The sequence below is a fragment of the Acinetobacter sp. L-24 genome, assembly GCF_056857555.1.
In genome coordinates this window covers 139916-156974 of record NZ_JBSXNI010000042.1, presented here as the reverse complement: position 1 = coordinate 156974, position 17059 = coordinate 139916, and the positions used below count along the sequence as shown (strand labels likewise).

The 17059-nt window shown below is 43.5% G+C and carries 14 protein-coding genes; 3 read left to right on the top strand and 11 right to left on the bottom strand.

The annotated features are described in order from the left end of the window. From bamA to rimO, 8 genes are all read right to left on the bottom strand, one after another. Entirely contained in the window at positions 1-2505 is a 2505-nt protein-coding gene (gene bamA / locus AC13CK_RS09360) for an outer membrane protein assembly factor BamA (protein ID WP_311203472.1), read from the bottom strand. 39 nt (positions 2506-2544) lie between these two features. Next, positions 2545-3900: an RIP metalloprotease RseP gene (gene rseP, locus AC13CK_RS09355; protein ID WP_425878233.1), complete on the bottom strand. Its 1356-nt coding sequence runs from the start codon at positions 3898-3900 to the stop codon at positions 2545-2547. Between the two features lie 3 nt (positions 3901-3903). Continuing rightward, positions 3904-5100, bottom strand: coding sequence for a 1-deoxy-D-xylulose-5-phosphate reductoisomerase (gene ispC / locus AC13CK_RS09350; RefSeq protein WP_482831123.1), 1197 nt, complete (start codon positions 5098-5100; stop codon positions 3904-3906). Then, entirely contained in the window at positions 5101-5925 is an 825-nt protein-coding gene (locus AC13CK_RS09345; RefSeq protein WP_004646715.1) for a phosphatidate cytidylyltransferase, read from the bottom strand. A gap of 3 nt (positions 5926-5928) precedes the next feature. After that, a complete protein-coding gene (gene uppS / locus AC13CK_RS09340) occupies positions 5929-6681 on the bottom strand; it encodes a polyprenyl diphosphate synthase (protein ID WP_004646714.1) in 753 nt (250 codons plus the stop codon). A gap of 7 nt (positions 6682-6688) precedes the next feature. Next, positions 6689-7243 carry a ribosome recycling factor gene (gene frr, locus AC13CK_RS09335; RefSeq protein ID WP_004279885.1) on the bottom strand — a complete coding sequence of 185 codons (555 nt, stop codon included), beginning with the start codon at positions 7241-7243 and terminating at the stop codon, positions 6689-6691. An 80-nt stretch (positions 7244-7323) separates the two neighbouring features. After that, entirely contained in the window at positions 7324-8052 is a 729-nt protein-coding gene (gene pyrH, locus AC13CK_RS09330; protein WP_004279886.1) for a UMP kinase, read from the bottom strand. Positions 8053-8098: 46 nt separating this feature from the next. After that, positions 8099-9442 (bottom strand): 30S ribosomal protein S12 methylthiotransferase RimO, encoded by a 1344-nt coding sequence (gene rimO / locus AC13CK_RS09325; RefSeq protein ID WP_004646712.1) that lies wholly within the window; start codon positions 9440-9442, stop codon positions 8099-8101. 341 nt (positions 9443-9783) lie between these two features. On the opposite strand from rimO, the gene glnL reads away from it, so the two are divergent. Continuing rightward, positions 9784-10893: a nitrogen regulation protein NR(II) gene (glnL, locus tag AC13CK_RS09320; protein ID WP_004646711.1), complete on the top strand. Its 1110-nt coding sequence runs from the start codon at positions 9784-9786 to the stop codon at positions 10891-10893. Further along, on the top strand, positions 10880-12355 hold the full coding sequence (gene glnG, locus AC13CK_RS09315) for a nitrogen regulation protein NR(I) (RefSeq protein ID WP_482831122.1): 1476 nt from the start codon (positions 10880-10882) through the stop codon (positions 12353-12355). The genes glnL and glnG overlap by 14 nt, the downstream gene beginning before the upstream one ends. 49 nt (positions 12356-12404) lie before the next feature. On the opposite strand, the gene AC13CK_RS09310 is transcribed toward glnG, so the two are convergent. The 3 genes from AC13CK_RS09310 to mnmG all read right to left on the bottom strand — a co-directional run bounded on the left by AC13CK_RS09310 (position 12405) and on the right by mnmG (position 16262). Further along, positions 12405-12731, bottom strand: a complete 327-nt coding sequence (locus AC13CK_RS09310) for a hypothetical protein (RefSeq protein ID WP_195724821.1) — start codon at positions 12729-12731, stop codon at positions 12405-12407. Between the two features lie 133 nt (positions 12732-12864). Further along, positions 12865-14067, bottom strand: coding sequence for a 3-(3-hydroxy-phenyl)propionate transporter MhpT (mhpT, locus tag AC13CK_RS09305; RefSeq protein WP_482831121.1), 1203 nt, complete (start codon positions 14065-14067; stop codon positions 12865-12867). 314 nt (positions 14068-14381) lie between these two features. Further along, complete coding sequence (gene mnmG, locus AC13CK_RS09300; protein WP_482831120.1) at positions 14382-16262, bottom strand: tRNA uridine-5-carboxymethylaminomethyl(34) synthesis enzyme MnmG; 1881 nt, start codon at positions 16260-16262, stop codon at positions 14382-14384. Positions 16263-16516: 254 nt separating this feature from the next. Here mnmG and AC13CK_RS09295 point away from each other — a divergent pair, with 254 nt between their 5' ends. After that, positions 16517-16984 carry a hypothetical protein gene (locus AC13CK_RS09295; RefSeq protein WP_004279893.1) on the top strand — a complete coding sequence of 156 codons (468 nt, stop codon included), beginning with the start codon at positions 16517-16519 and terminating at the stop codon, positions 16982-16984. Positions 16985-17059: the final 75 nt, after the last annotated feature.

The window sequence follows — 17059 nt, the reverse complement described above, 5'->3', positions numbered from 1 at the left end:
TTAGAAAGTACGTCCAATTTCGAACTGGATGTTTTTAGTATCATCACCGTCTTTTTTATTCAACGGATAAGCATAGCTGAGAGACAATGGGCCAATCATGGTGATCCAGGTGAAACCTGCACCCACGCTATAGCGCATATTATCTGCATCGAAACCGAAGTTATCTTTACAGTACTGCTTTCCATTTACCGAAGTGCCATTAACGAAAATATTTTCATTTGATACATCACACTGGGTATCAAACACTTGCGCACCTTCAGCAAAGATGACTGGACGAACCTGACGTGCCCAATCCCCTTTGAATGGTACCGGAAGTACTAGTTCGGTACCGAATTGAACTAGTGCATTACCACCTACCTCTTCAGGAGATGGATCAGTTTGGCTAATATCAGAGAAATATACACCCGGATATTTAGGCCCCAATGTACTGTTTTCATAACCACGAACTGAGCCAAAACCACCGGCATAGAAATTCTTGTAGAATGGTAGGTCATTACCATAACCCAACTTACCATAACCGCGCAGAACAAAATCCTTGCCTAATGGGAAGAATGCCTGAGCATCATAAGTGACTTTCTGATATTCGACATCACTGCCTGGCAATGCAATTTCACCATTGATTCGATGTGACATACCATTTGTAGGGAACATTGGGCGGTTTAAAGTATTATATGACCAACCTAAGTTCAGGTTATAGGTAAAAAACTCACCTTTAAATTCTTGACCATAGGTGGTTGTATTAACTGGATTACCATTTTCATCAACACAATTACCTGTCAGTGTCTCAATTTGAGCCGGGCAATATTCACCGCTTCGTGTCTCTTTACCACCATTGCGTTCTAGATAATCCGCAACATAAGTAGAAACATAAGGCCCAGTGGTTACATCAGTCTGATCAATATTCAGGCCTAGGCTAACACTTTGGTTTTCGTCAATTGGATAACCAAAGTTAATCCCACCACCAAAACTGTCCGTTACATAGTTGTTGACGTTATAGTCATCATCCAGCTTGGTTTTACGGTAGTACATGTTATAGCCGCGACGCACACCATCAATGGTGAAGTATGGGTCCATCACACTCAAGTTATAGTAATCTTGCGTTTCAGAACGCGACAAATCGATTGAAACACTATTACCTGTACCCAGGAAGTTAGTCTGGCTTAAACCTGCCTGGAAAGTTACACCACCGCTTTGCGAGAAACCAACTGCAAGAGTACTGGTCCCTGAATGCTGCTCTTCAACGGCAACATTCAAGTCCACCTGATCTGGCGCACCCGGAATACGTGCAGGTTTGATATCGACAGTTTTAAAGAACCCGGTACGTTCCAGACGGACCTTAGACAAGTCAATTTTTTCATTACTGGCAAGCGCACCTTCCATTTGGCGCATTTCACGACGTAATACTTCATCTGCAGTTTTCGTATTACCAGTGAAATTAATACGTCGCACCGTGACTTGCTGACCCGGATTAATATAATAATTTAGATCAACCAGTTTGGTTTCGTTGTTAATTTGAGGAACAATATTGACTTCTGCATAGTAATAACCTGCATTACCATACTTACGCTGCAATAACTGCTTAACCGCGTTGACTTTTTCCTGCGAATAAATTTCGCCTTCTTTGAAAATTTGTAAAGCCTGTAATTCTTCAGTCTTATAAAGCGCGTCACCTAAATATTTGGTTTGACCAAATTTAAATTGCTCACCTTCATCCACAGATACTTCGATGAAGACATTCTTTTTATCTTCACTCAAGTTCAGACTGGAATTGGTAATATTAAAGTTGATGTAACCGCGATTCAGATACATGGCACGCAAAGCTTCAAGACTTGCCGCCATCTTTTCACGTGCATAACGGTCATTACGCGAAATGACTGAACTCCAGCCACTTTCTTTTACTGCAAAGGCCTGCTTGATATCAGATTCTTTAAATACGGTATTCCCGATAATATTGATATCAAAAACTTTGGCCGCTTTACCTTCAATAAAATCAATTAGCAATTCAACACGGTTATTTGGTCGAGGCGTCGTGGTGACCGTAATATCGGCATCATAACGACCTTGCTGCATGTATTGCTGTTCAAGTTCAGTTTCAATAGTTTGCAGCGCTGATTTTTTCAGAACTTCACCTTCAGCCAGACCCATTTTTTTCAGGCCTTCCTCAAGTGCTTCCTTAGGAATCAACTTATTGCCTTTCAATTCGATTTTTGAAATGACCGGGCGTTCAACCACTTGGAAAACCAAGGTATTGCCCTGCTGAACGGCTTTAATGTCATCAAACAGGCCTGATGCATACATGCTACGAATTGCATTGGCAATGATTGGATCATTGACCCGATCACCACTGTTAATTGGCACTAGGCCATACACATTGTCAGGAGTTAAACGTACTAATCCATCAAATTTTATATCTTGTACAATGAATTCATCTGCTGCATATACTTGTTGTGCTACTGCCATTGCACTAACGAGTGCCAGAGGCATAAATAAATGTGTGTGCTGCATGCCAGTCTTTTCCGCTGTTAATTTATTCCATTTACGTTGTTATAAACGCATAAAATCATTAAATAATGCCAGAAGCATCATACTGCCGAGCAGTACCATACCAATTTTTAACCCAACCAATTGTATTTGTTCGGAAACAGGTTTACCACGAATTAATTCAACAAAATAGTAAACCAGATGTCCGCCATCAAGCATTGGAATAGGCAGTAGATTTAATATTCCTAAACTTACACTCATTAGCGCCATAAAGGAAATAAAAGTTTCCCAGCCCATTTCTGCGCTTTGTCCTGCCACTTTGGCAATAGTAATTGGACCTGATAAATTATCCAGGCCAATCAGACCACGTACCATTTTGACAATCGAGTTCAGAATCATCGAAGATAAATGTGCTGTTTTATCAAATGCCATTACCAGTGCTTCGCCTGGCGAGTAATGAATGGTCTGTTTATATTCTGCAGGAATGTTCAGTTTACCCGGATCGCTTTGTACGCCCAGCATACCAGTCACATTGCCCATATTGTCACGTTTACCTTGTGGCATGACTTCCAGCTGAACCACCTGATTTTCGCGTAGTACATCCATTTTGAGTAATTTTTCTGGAGATGCCTGTACCACCTGCACCACATCAAACCAGTCTTTCATCTGAACGCCGTCAATGGCCAGAATCTTGTCGCCTTCTTTCAAACCTTGACGGATGGCTGCACCATCTTCACTCAGTTTGCTGATCACTGCCGGAATTTCTGGCCGATAAGGCAAGAAACCCAGGCTTTCTAGTGGCGATTGACTTTGATCTTTTAAATAGTTTTGAATCGGCAACTGGAACAATTTGTTTTCACCAGCGCGATCTGCCTGAATAGAAACCACACCAGTTTCACCAACACGATCCACCAAGACATAACTGAGTTTTTCCCAGGTTTCCACCTGAGTACCATCCACAGCTACAATTTTGTCGCCCGGCTGCATTTGTACGGTTGCAGCAGGCGTATTTGGTAAAATTTTGCCTACACGGGTATTGAGCTGTTCTTGTGCCGGTAAAAATAACACCCAGAATAGAAGAACTGCAAAAATCAGGTTGATTAATGGTCCCGCTGCCACGATGGCGATTCGTTTCCACGGATGCTGACGATTGAAGGCTTTGGGTAAGTCCTCTTCAGAGACATTACCTTCGCGTTCATCCAGCATCTTGACGTAGCCACCCAAAGGCAAGGCAGACAATTGATACTGAATTCCGGATTTTTTCGAGGTCCATTTTAATAATGTTGGCCCAAATCCAATGGAATAGACCAATACTTTAACGCCCAGTTTACGCGCCACAATATAGTGACCGAACTCGTGAATCGCAATTAAGGGACCGAGTAAGAGAATTGCTGCGGCAATCATAAACAAGGCATTCATATCTTAACTTCCTTTACTCACAACGTATTGCTGTGATAAACCTCGTGCCATTTGATCTGCTTGCAAGATAGCCTCCAGATCATGTGCAGGTTGATTGTCCATCTGATTTAGGACATGCTCAACTACCTGAGGAATTTGGGTAAATCTGATCTGTTGATTTAAAAATGCAGCAACTGCAATTTCATTGGCCGCATTTAAAATCGTAGGTGCAATTCCGCCACTCTGCATGGCCTGACGGGCCAGTTTTAATGCAGGGAAACGGAGCATATCCGGTTCTTGAAAATTAAGTTGTGAATGCATAAACAGATCCAGTGGCGCCACATGCGTACTAATACGCTCAGGCCATGCCAAAGCATGTGCAATAGGCGTGCCCATATCTGGATTACCCATTTGTGCCAAAGTCGAACCATCAACGTATTGAACCATGGAGTGAATAATACTCTGTGGATGCACAACAACTGTAACAAATTGTTCTTGAACTGCAAAAAAATGGCAGGCTTCGATCAATTCTAAACCTTTATTCATCAAGGTAGCAGAATCGACTGAAATTTTTTGACCCATGGACCAGTTAGGATGCTTGCAAGCTTGGGCAGGTGTGACCTCTTCAAGTTGCTGTATGCTGTGGTTCAGAAACGGCCCACCCGACGCGGTCAGCAGAATCTGGGATACACCCAGTTTGGGCTTGCCATGACGCTCTGCCTCAAAATAATGCGGTGGCAGACATTGGAAAATCGCGTTATGTTCGGAGTCAACGGGAAGCAATAAGGCACCATGATCGCGCGCTGCCTGCATCATGATGTCACCTGACATCACCAAGGCTTCTTTATTGGCCAGCAGTACGCGTTTACCCGCTTTCACTGCAGCCAATGTCGGCAACAAGCCTGCAGCACCGACAATTGCCGCCATAACGATATCAACATCCGCGTGTTCAGCCACAGCGATTAAACCGGCTTCATCTTGCAGAATTTCAATATCAGATAAATGGTGTTGCTGAAGTAGTTTTGAAAGTTCATCTACTTTTTCAGCCGGCACCACCACCACTTTAGGACAGTATTGCCGGCAAATTTCAACCAGCTCCTCGATACGACTTTGCGCGGTCACAGCAAAAACCGAGTATGCTTCAGGATGTCGCTGCAAGATTTTTAAAGTACTTTGACCAATGGAACCTGTAGCACCCAGTATACAAACTGCTTGTGACATTTATAAATCTACACCAATAAGTTTTAAAACAGCCATACCTGCTGCAAAGATTGGAGCTGCAGCAAGCAAAGAATCAATACGATCCAGTACTCCGCCATGTCCTGGCAAAATTCGACCTGAATCCTTAATACCGGCACGACGTTTGATCATGGATTCAAACAGGTCACCCAGTACCGAACTAAATACTGTAACGACAGATAGAATCAGAAATAAAATCAGTTCTGGCCAGGTCATATCCAGATAAAGCAAGGCAACTGCCGTCACGATCAGCATTGAAGTAACGATACCGCCATACAGCCCTTCTACGGATTTATTAGGACTAACATTCGGCGCCAGCTTTTTCTTGCCAAATTTACGACCCACAAAATATGCACCACTATCTGCGCCCCATACCAGTAAAAACAGGTACATCAGCCACCACGGTGAACTTTGCCAGACAGAGAAAATTGCAGTAACCGCAGCAGAGATCAGAACTACGCCGATTCCGTGCAGGCTGGCGTTGTACCAGCCATCATATTCAGGATAGGTTTTAACCCAGTAAATGCTGAGCAACCAGGTAATTATAGAAGCCACCCATAACAATAAGGCAACTTCGGCAAAATACAATGCCAAAGCTGAAAGTGCTGCAGTGAGCACTCCATATCCCCAAGCAACAGGTTTGATGACATATTTAAATTTTCGCGGCATGAGTTTGAACCACTCATAACCGGCCACCCCAGCAGCAAGAACCATCAATACAAACATTGGATAATGTGATTCAGTAGCAAACATACAGCTCAGTACAACTGCTACCAACACCAATGCGGTTATAATCCGCTCAAACATGTATTAATTCTCAAGTTTTTCCTGATGAATCTGTTCTGATGTTTTACCAAAACGACGTTCACGCCCGCCAAATACGGCAAGTGCATCATCAAGTTCTTCAACGGTAAATTCTGGCCATAGCGTCTCAGTGAAATACAGCTCTGCATAGGCTGCCTGCCACAACAGGAAATTCGACAGACGGAAGTCCCCACCCGTACGAATCAGCAGATCAACTGCAGGTAAATCACCAAGGCTGACATATTGACCAAATACATCAGTATTAATTGCATCAAGATCTAATTTATTTGTTAAAACATCGCTGGCAATTCGCTGTGCAGCTTGTGCCATATCCCACATACCACCATAACTGATTGCAATAGTGAGTGTCATACTATTGAAATTAGCAGTCCTTTCTTCGGCATGCAACATAAGCCCCTGTAATTCTGGGGACAAACGGCTGCGATCACCGATAAAACGTAAGGCAATATTGAATTTTTCCATGCGGGGTAATTGTTCATGAATGGTGTCTACCAGCAATTTCATGAGCAATTCAACTTCGAACTGTGGACGATTCCAGTTCTCACTGGAAAAGGCAAATACAGTTAAAGCCTGGATATTTCTTTTTTTACAGTGTTCAACAATCGGATCTAGAACCGTTTTTCCTTCCCGGTGTCCATCACCTTTCTGCATCTGATTTTTTTTGGCAAAACGATTGTTGCCATCCATGATGATGGCAACATGTTTCGGAAGACGGGGATTTTCTTCAGCAACGGTCATCGATGAATTAGACCTTCATCAATTCAGCTTCTTTCGCAGCCAAGCGCTTGTCAACTTCAGCAACAAATTTGTCAGTAATTTTCTGGATTTCGTCAGCAGCACGACGCTCTTCGTCTTCAGAAATTTCTTTTTCTTTCAACAAAGCCTTGATATCGCCCAATACATCACGACGGATGTTACGGATCGCTACTTTGGCATTTTCTGCTTCATTACGCGCAACTTTTTGCATGTCACGACGCGTTTCTTCAGTCAACGCAGCCATCGGTACACGAATCGCATCTGCTGTAATTGGGTTCAGACCCAAGTCAGATTCACGAATCGCTTTATCAATTGCAGAAACCATTGAACGTTCGAAAGGCTGGATTAACAAAGTACGTGAATCTTCAACACCTACGTTTGCCACCTGGTTCAATGGAACGTCTGAACCATAGTAAGAAACCATCACGTTATTTAAAATTGATGGATGCGCACGACCGGTACGAACTTTTGCAAAACCATGCTCTAGAGATTCTAGAGTTTTGTTCATACGGTCTTCGCTGTCTTTTTTAAGATCGTTAATCATATGATCTTCCTTACTTAATTCTTGAAAAGAGGTTATTACTAAATTAGCGTGTAGTATAAAGTGCTTTGGTGCTCACGTCATTAATTGGTAACGTGAGTCCCTTCTTTTTCACCCATCACAACGGAAAGCAATGCGCCAGATTTATTCATATCGAATACTTGTAGCGGCACATTGTGATCACGACATAAACAGATTGCAGTTAAGTCCATCACACCCAGCTTTTCGTCCAGAACTTGGTCAAAAGTCAATGTGTCATATTTAACCGCATCATCATATTTGCTTGGATCTTTATTATATACGCCATCAACTTTGGTCGCTTTCAAGATCAAGTCTGATTCGATTTCAATACCACGTAAACAGGCAGCTGTATCTGTCGTAAAGAACGGATTACCTGTACCTGCCACGAATACACACACTTCACCCTGAGTCAGGTGACGGATTGCATCACGGCTTGAGTAAGACTCAACCACGGCACCAATTGGCAATGCAGACATTAAACGGGTTTTAATATTACGGCGCACCAAAGCGTCGCGAAGTGCCAAACCGTTCATGACTGTTGCTAGCATACCCATCTGGTCGCCAGTTACACGACCAACTAGACCATCTTTTTGTAGCTGGCTACCGCGATACAGGTTACCACCACCCACAACAATACCTACTTGTACGCCTAAACCCACGAGGTGCGCAATAGAAAGTGACATCTGATCGAGCACTTGTGCATCGATCCCCATGTCTTTATTGCCTGCCAGCGCTTCACCAGAAAGCTTTAACAGGATGCGACCAAAGCGTGGCTTTTTAGAATCCAACATCATCAAACTCCAAAGTATTCAATTTAAATTTTTTTAATTCAAAATCTTAAGCAGACTTGACTGAAATGAGTTTTGCATACAGATCGTATTCATCTGCATCAGTAATTTCGACTTCAAGTAAATCCCCCGCCTTGATGACGCTTTTATCGATATCTTCAACAAAAACATTACCATCAATTTCAGGTGCATCTGCATAAGAACGCGCAACCGCTACCGGGAATTCATCTTCCAGGTCATCTACCAGCACAGTCATGGTCTGACCGATACGTTTTTGGAGTTTGGCTGCCGAGATTTCTTGCTGAACCTGCATGAAACGCTCATAACGCTCTTGTTTAATTTCTTCAGGAACGTGATCTGGCAAATCATTTGCTGTCGCACCTTCAACTGGCGAATAGGTAAAACATCCCACACGATCCAGCTGGGCTTCTTTCAGCCAGTCCAGTAACATCTGGAAGTCTTCTTCAGTTTCACCCGGGAAGCCCACCACAAATGTTGAACGCAACACCAGATCAGGACATTTCTCGCGCCAGATTTTCAAACGCTCCAGTGTATTTTCACTGTGCGCAGGGCGTTTCATCAGTTTGAGAATTTTTGGACTCGCGTGCTGGAATGGAATATCCAGATAAGGCAGGATTTTACCTTGTGCCATCAGGTCAATCACAGCATCCACATGCGGATACGGGTAAACATAGTGCAAACGCACCCAGATTCCCAACTGACCTAATGCTTCACACATGTCATAGAATTTGGTTTTAACCGGCTGGCCATTCCAGAAATCTAGCTTGTATTTCGTGTCCAGGCCATAAGCAGAAGTATCCTGGGAGATGACGAGTACTTCTTTTACACCGGCACGTTTCAGCGCTGCAGCTTCATCAAGCACAGAACCGACTGGACGTGAAACCAGATCGCCACGCATGCTTGGAATAATACAGAAGGTACAACGATGGTTGCAGCCTTCAGATATTTTCAGATAAGCATAGTGTTTTGGCGTCAGGCGGATGCCTTGCTCTGGAACCAGATCAATAAATGGATTGTGTTTTGGCGGCTCAGGTACGTATTGATGAACCGCATCCATAACTTCTTTATATGCCGCTGCACCTGTCACTTTCAGGACATTGGGATGCATTTGGCGAATCTTGTCTTCGTCTTTACCTAGACAACCTGTTACGATCACGCGACCATTCGCGCTCATCGCCTCACCAATCGCATCGAGCGATTCTTGCACTGCGGATTCAATGAAACCACAGGTATTTACTACAACTAAATCAGCACCGTCATAATCCGAAGCGACGTCATAACCTTCAGTCTTTAACTGGGTTAAAATACGTTCAGAATCTACCAATGCCTTAGGACAACCTAAAGATACAAAACCGACTTTGGGGGACTTCATGAATTTTCGCTCTACTAGAATGCGCGTATTGTATGTCTTTTCGCATCATAAAAATAGTTGAAAACCTGACTCTTTGCATCATGCACTAAAATATTGCCATAAAATATTCAACATACCCACTCATGCACCAAAATGAATCATTTTAGATTTACAGCCTCAATTTAATCCGCTATATCTAAGATGAATTGTGTTGCTCTGTCACATTTCTGCATTTCATCGCAATAAATAATCTCTCGTCATAAAAGTTGGCGTGCATCTTGCATCAAATCAGAACTTAAAATTGATTAAATTGCTTTATGAAGATGCCATTGCGCCATTTTAATACAGGAACAAACCCGCGAATGGATCAAATTATTCCGATCGACTATCGTGCTTTAGTGGACAATATGACCACGTGTATCTTATTGATAGACCGCGATCTTAATATTTATTATCTGAATTCTGCCTGTGAAGCCTTATTTGATGTGAGCTTATTCCGCGCGAGCGGCACATCCGTGCTCAATATTTTGCAAAACCCGACAGATGAGTTCAATACCGAAGAAGCCCTGAATAATACTTTAACTACGGGACAGCCTTATACACGCCGCGAAGCCACTATTCTGGTCAACTTTAAAGACATTCATGTTGACTACACTGTTTCTCAGCTAAATCTGGGCAAACCTTATCATCCGCTACTGCTCATCGAACTCAATCCTCGCGATCGCATGTTAAAAATTTCACGCGAAGAAAATCTGCTGCAACAGCATCAGGTAGCGCGTCAGCTGATTCGCGGTGTCGCGCATGAAATCAAAAATCCACTCGGTGGCATTCGTGGCGCGACTCAATTACTGGCACGTAGTTTGAATGATCCACAATACAAAGAATTTACCGACATTATCATTAGCGAAGTGGATCGACTGAGAAATCTGGCCGATACCATGCTCGGCTCACGCCAGCTTCCGAGCTATGAACTGGTCAATGTCCATGAACCATTGGAACGTGTACGTTCACTGATTGCCAACCAGACCAAAAAGAAAATCAAGATTATCCGGGATTACGACTTGTCCTTACCGGAAGTTCTGGCAGACCGTGACCAATTGATTCAGGTCATTTTGAATATTTGCGCCAATGCCGTACAGGCCATGACCGAAAACAAGGAATTCTTTGTCGAACATCAACCGGAACTGATTTTAAGAACCCGGATCCAGCGTCTTTTTACTATTAACGGGGTGATTCACCGCTCTGTGGTACGGATTGATATTGAAGACAATGGCCCAGGTGTGCCGGAAGAGATTATCGAATCGGTGTTTTATCCGCTGGTCACCAGCCGTGCCAAAGGGACCGGACTGGGCCTCAGTATTGCTCAAAATATTATTCATCAGCACAACGGCATGATCGAGTGTCAGTCCGTGGCTGGAAAAACCGTCTTTAGCTTATATTTACCTTGGGAGTCGAATCATGTCGCGAAATAAAATATGGGTGATTGATGACGATCGCGCCATGCGCTGGGTACTGGAAAAGACCTTTAAAGAAGAAGGTCTGGATGTTACCAGTTTTGAAGAAGCACAATCTGCACTGGATCAACTGAGTCTGGAAGCACCCGATGTGATTCTGACCGACATCCGTATGCCTGGGATTGATGGTCTTACCTTCCTGGGCAAGGTCAAACACAATTATCCTGACTTGCCTGTGATTATTATGACGGCGCATTCAGACTTGGAGTCGGCTGTATCCAGTTATCAAACTGGTGCTTTTGAATATCTGCCTAAGCCTTTTGATATTGATGAAGCACTGGCGCTGGTAAATCGTGCAATTTTACATATCACCAAGCTGCAGCAGCAGGAGTCCGCAAAGACTGCCCCGCCGATTCAATCTACAGAGATTATTGGTGAGTCACCTGCCATGCAGGAAGTGTTCCGAGCCATTGGCCGTTTGTCTCAATCGCACATTACCGTATTGATTAATGGTGAATCGGGTACGGGTAAAGAACTGGTGGCTCATGCCTTGCATCGTCATTCACCACGTAGTGCCAAACCTTTTATTGCGCTCAATATGGCGGCGATTCCAAAAGACCTGATCGAAACTGAACTGTTCGGCCATGAAAAAGGGGCATTTACCGGTGCCAACACCCAACGTCAGGGTCGTTTTGAACAGGCCAATGGCGGCACGCTGTTTTTAGATGAAATTGGCGATATGCCATTTGAGACCCAGACCCGTTTACTGCGTGTACTCGCAGATGGTGAATTTTACCGAGTTGGCGGTCATATTCCGGTTAAGGTCGATGTGCGTATCGTGGCAGCGACACATCAGGATCTGGAAAAACTGGTTCATGAGGGTCGCTTCCGTGAAGACTTGTATCATCGACTGAATGTAATTCGTATTCATATTCCAAAACTGGCACATCGCAGTGAAGATATTCCGATGCTGGCGCAGCATTTTCTGGCGCGTGCCGGAAAGGAACTTGGGGTCAATCCAAAGATTTTGCGTCCTGAAACCCAGGAATATATGCAAAAATTGCCGTGGCAAGGTAACGTACGTCAACTTGAAAATACCTGTCGCTGGCTGACAGTAATGATCACAGGCCGTGAAGTCTATCCTGAAGACTTGCCACCTGAACTAAAACAGATTCCAATTCATCAGCAGGATCCGGGCGCGCCAATTCCAACGCTGAACCAGATCGCACCGCATCACTGGGATGAATTACTGGGTCAATGGGCGATGCAGAAACTCAAAAACGGTGAAATGAAACTTCTGGATGTTGCGACGCCGATGTTTGAACGCACCTTGATTAATGCAGCCTTGCAACAAACCCGTGGCCGTAAACGTCATGCCGCAGAACTTTTAGGTTGGGGTCGTAATACTTTAACGCGCAAGCTTAAAGAACTGGGCATGGATACTACGGATGATGAAATCGAAGAAGAAATAGAAAGTTAATCTTTCCATATAAAAAAGCGCCGATTGGCGCTTTTTTGTTAATGATAATTTATGCAGTAAAACCCACATAGCGGAAATACCCATCTATGCCCAGATCAGACTTATAGATCACATAATTTGAATAAGTCGCTTGGGTGATTTCATCCAGCATATTCACCTGATCATCATTGGCATGCAGATCATCTACAGAACGCGGCATGCTGTGCTCGAATTCATCGGTCATATATTCAAAGCCAATATCCATGGCAATAAACAGGGTATGTTCACAAGGTTGCACATATTGCTCTTCTGCCCAATCAATCACGTTGTGCTGACAATGCGGACAAGCAATATTATCGGTGGCCTGAATCGAGAGTGGAATAAGTTGATAAGCCATATAAAAATCAATCTGTTTGCTATTCGTATATTTTAGCAAATTTTATGGACTGACTTTATTCAATTAAAAGTCTCGACGATAAAAAAGGGAATTTTCAGATTCCCTTTTTGTATTGATAGATCTCAATAATCTATTACTTATGAGTAGCCTTATAACGTGATAGTGCGGTGACAGCTACCGATACGACCACTGCTGGCAAACTTGCCACAAGAATACCCGTGGTGCCCAAACCCAATGCCAGAATTTTTCCAGTTAATAATGGTCCAGTCATCGCTCCTAAACGCCCTAGAGAGATCGCACTCCCCACACCTGTCACTTTGCCTGCGCCTGAATAAAAAATTGGTGAGATCCCATACAGAATAGATTGACCACCTGTAGAGAAAATACCACCCATGACTCCCGCCAAAATTAATAACGGAATAGAAGTTGTGGTGAATAACAATACCAAGGCAACAAACAAGCCACTATAAATGATGGTTGCCATTTGCCAGAGCTTTAAACGGTCCAGTAAATAACCCAGGCTTAGGGTTCCAATGACAGCGCCCACCTGGAACACCAACATCACCAAAAATGCCTGCTGTTTCTGCAAACCTTGTTCCATAAGTAAATTTGGCAACCAGCTAATCAAAATATAATTGATCATCAAGGTAAAAAAGAAGCCAACCCAAAGAGGCACTGTATTTTTATACTGTCGCTGCTTGAACAACACCTCAGCCATTCCCGGCACAGCTTCGCCAGAAACCGGTACTTCCGCATTCACTTTAGGCTTATCTTTAAGAATAAATGCCATCAATGGAATCAGTGCTAAAGGCGTTAATCCCCCAATCAGGAACAAGGTTTGCCATTGAATCTCCGGAAGCAACATGGCCAGACCGGCAACAAAGATCGCCCCTACCGGCAAACCACAATACATCAGACTATTTAGCTTGCCACGGTTGGCTTCCGTTGCTTCATCACCGACGACTGAAATCATGGTTGGCATTGCCGCACCTAAACCCAAACCAGTAAAGAAACGCGCTGCATATAAAACTTCGATGCTTGGCGCAATTGCAGTCAACGACATGAACAGACCAAAAATAGTCACAGAAAGCATTAGGACTTTCTTTTGTCCTAGATAATCTGCAATACGTCCGCCAAAGAATGCGCCAAACAGCATTCCAAAGACACCCAGACTAAATACATAGCCCATTTGGATTTGATCTAAACCAAAGCTTGCTGCAATTCCTTTCGCCGCAATCCCGGGAGCTTGAAGATCAAAACCTTCAAAAAATGCGACCCAGAAACATAAGAATATCGTTAATATTTTTTGGGCTTTTTCGCTGTATGACTGTGCCATGACTGATCTCCATCAATAATTCACAAACCGTTTAATAGTCTGACGATCCGTTGCATTATTCTTAACCTAATCTTAATAGAGAAATAGCACGACAATAGTCGGGTTTAAGCACATCAGCATGTGTAAATATCATCTAAATTAGACCTAAAAGATTGTATTTATAGACTTAATACATCTTAATAATATTTATTATATATATTTATCAACAACTTAATTTAATAGTAGTTATTTTTAATTCAACGATAGTCAAAACTTATACAAAACTACAAGCCGATAAAAAGCCCGCTTAATGCGGGCTTTTTTAGCGCAAAATCTTAAGCAGATTTCTTTGCTTGTGCATTCTTACGAATTGTAATCATCACCAGTTGAACTGCTGCAGGGGTTACACCTGGAATACGACTGGCTTGCGCCAATGTTTCAGGACGAACATCTTTCAGTTTCAGGGTAATTTCACGGGACAGACCTGACACGATGTCATAATCGAAATCCGCAGGAATACGGGTTTCTTCAAGACGTTTCATTTGTGCGACGTCTTCATGCTGACGATTAATATAACCCGCATATTTCACTGCAATTTCAATTTGCTCACCGACAAATGGTGATACTTCAGAATTGGTTAACTCTGCAATTTGAGCAAATGAAATGTTTGGACGTTTCAACAAATCAATCGCCGAACATTCTTTAGACAGGTCTGCACCGGTCATCTCAACGAATTTCTTGCCCATTGGATTGTTTGGTGCAGCCCACAGGTGTTGTAAACGACCCGTTTCTTTTTCTACTGCTTCCATTTTCTCACAGTACACTGCCCAACGTGCATCATCCACTAGACCCATTTCACGACCAATTGCTGTTAAACGCTGATCTGCGTTATCTTCACGCAGCATCAAACGGTATTCGGCACGTGAGGTAAACATGCGGTACGGTTCTTTGGTACCGAGTGTGATCAGGTCATCAACCAGTACGCCCATGTACGCTTCATCACGTTTTGGCGTCCATTGCTCCTGATCCCAAGCACGGCGTGCAGCGTTCAAGCCTGCAAGCAAACCCTGCGCACCCGCTTCTTCATAACCGGTTGTGCCGTTGATTTGACCGGCGAAATACAAGTTATTAATTGCTTTGGTTTCAAGGGTAAATTTCAACGCTTGTGGGTTGAAATAATCGTATTCAATGGCATAGCCCGGACGAAGAATGTGCGCATTTTCCATACCACGGATCGAGCGAACCAGTTCAAACTGAACGTCGAACGGTAAAGAAGTCGAAATACCATTTGGATAAAGCTCATGTGTATCCAAGCCTTCAGGCTCCAAGAAGACTTGGTGAGAATCTTTATCGGCAAAACGGTGAATCTTATCTTCAATCGATGGGCAATAACGTGGTCCAACACCTTCGATCACACCCGTGTACATCGGTGAACGGTCTAAACCGCCATGAATGATTTCATGCGTGCGTTCATTGGTATGCGTGATATAGCAATTTACCTGCTCAGGATGCATAGACACATCCCCCATGAATGACATGGTCGGAGATGGGAAATCACCCGGCTGTGGTGTCATCACAGAGAAATCCACTGAACGCGCGTCAATACGTGGTGGTGTACCTGTTTTTAAACGACCTACTGGCAAGTTTAATTCACGCAAACGATGTGCAAGTGAAATAGATGGCGGATCACCAGCACGACCACCGCTAGATTTCTCCAGACCAACGTGGATGACACCACCTAAGAATGTACCTGCTGTCAGCACCACAGTTTTCGCATCAAAACGGATACCCATTTGGGTAACCACACCTTTAACGGTATCGCCTTCAACAATCAGGTCATCTGCGGCTTGCTGAAAAATATCAAGGTTTGCTTGGTTTTCTAATGTTTCGCGAATAGCCGCTTTATAACGTACACGGTCCGCCTGCGCACGTGTTGCACGTACTGCAGCACCTTTACGCGAGTTCAAAATACGGAATTGAATACCGCCTTTATCGGCAGCCAGTGCCATCGCACCGCCCAAGGCATCAATTTCACGCACCAAATGCGATTTACCAATACCACCGATGGCCGGGTTACAGCTCATCTGCCCTAAAGTCTCAATGTTATGAGTTAAGAGTAAAGTCTGTCGACCCATACGCGCTGCAGCCAGAGCCGCTTCCGTACCGGCGTGACCGCCACCGATAACAATGACATCGTATACTTTAGGATAATGCATAGTGGTAATTGAGAGATAAAAAAGAATAGCTGAGCATTATAGCAAATTTCACTCTAAAGTAGACAAATTCAGTTGAATTTATCCTGAGATAAATCGCACTTAACTCGCATAACAATAAAGCACTGTAATTTAACTTTGCAGAGGAACTATATAAATTAAACATATAAGCTGAGAAATTTACTCGATTTGCATTGTTTAATCTCGCGCATTTTTTAATCTATATGTTGGTTACATTACAAACAAAGGTATAAAAGATGAATAAGAATATTTTCCTCTCAACCGTTCTATGTGGTTTATGTTTTGCGCCATTTGCTGCATCAGCGAATGATAAGGTCGAAACCATTTATAATGCACAAAAGTACCAACAGGTTTGTAAAGGCAAATCCCAAGGTGCACAAGTCAGTTTTGCCTATCGCGGCATTATCTGGAATGGTACCTGTGAGCCGCAGTTTTTCGCTTCATCCAAAAATGCTTCAATCAAAGGCGATGAAGCCGAACTCATGAGTACCTGTAGCGGCAACAGTGGTGCGACTACTGCCACCATCAATGGTGCCGAAGTCAAAGGTAAATGTGCATTAGGCTTTATGCCACCACGCCCTCAGGGACAATCTCAGATGCAAAGCCAACCGATGCAGCCACATATGCAAAACCAGCCTATGCAGCATCAGATGAACCAGCCAGCACAGCCTGATTCACCAATGCAAGGCCAGCCAGGTATGTAGCCGATATATATCTAAATAGTTTAGATTTCAAGTAAAAGCTTTGACGGGCAAAGTGACTGCATTTTGCCCGTTTTT

Coding starts and splice junctions, on each gene's coding strand:
- ispC (WP_482831123.1), bottom strand. CDS start 5,100: ATGTCACAAGCAGTTTGTATACTGGGTGCTACAGGTTCCATTGGTCAA.
- uppS (WP_004646714.1), bottom strand. CDS start 6,681: ATGACCGTTGCTGAAGAAAATCCCCGTCTTCCGAAACATGTTGCCATC.
- pyrH (WP_004279886.1), bottom strand. CDS start 8,052: ATGTTGGATTCTAAAAAGCCACGCTTTGGTCGCATCCTGTTAAAGCTT.
- bamA (WP_311203472.1), bottom strand. CDS start 2,505: ATGCAGCACACACATTTATTTATGCCTCTGGCACTCGTTAGTGCAATG.
- AC13CK_RS09345 (WP_004646715.1), bottom strand. CDS start 5,925: ATGTTTGAGCGGATTATAACCGCATTGGTGTTGGTAGCAGTTGTACTG.
- AC13CK_RS09295 (WP_004279893.1), top strand. CDS start 16,517: ATGAATAAGAATATTTTCCTCTCAACCGTTCTATGTGGTTTATGTTTT.
- glnG (WP_482831122.1), top strand. CDS start 10,880: ATGTCGCGAAATAAAATATGGGTGATTGATGACGATCGCGCCATGCGC.
- AC13CK_RS09310 (WP_195724821.1), bottom strand. CDS start 12,731: ATGGCTTATCAACTTATTCCACTCTCGATTCAGGCCACCGATAATATT.
- rseP (WP_425878233.1), bottom strand. CDS start 3,900: ATGAATGCCTTGTTTATGATTGCCGCAGCAATTCTCTTACTCGGTCCC.
- mnmG (WP_482831120.1), bottom strand. CDS start 16,262: ATGCATTATCCTAAAGTATACGATGTCATTGTTATCGGTGGCGGTCAC.
- frr (WP_004279885.1), bottom strand. CDS start 7,243: ATGATTAACGATCTTAAAAAAGACAGCGAAGACCGTATGAACAAAACT.
- glnL (WP_004646711.1), top strand. CDS start 9,784: ATGGATCAAATTATTCCGATCGACTATCGTGCTTTAGTGGACAATATG.
- mhpT (WP_482831121.1), bottom strand. CDS start 14,067: ATGGCACAGTCATACAGCGAAAAAGCCCAAAAAATATTAACGATATTC.
- rimO (WP_004646712.1), bottom strand. CDS start 9,442: ATGAAGTCCCCCAAAGTCGGTTTTGTATCTTTAGGTTGTCCTAAGGCA.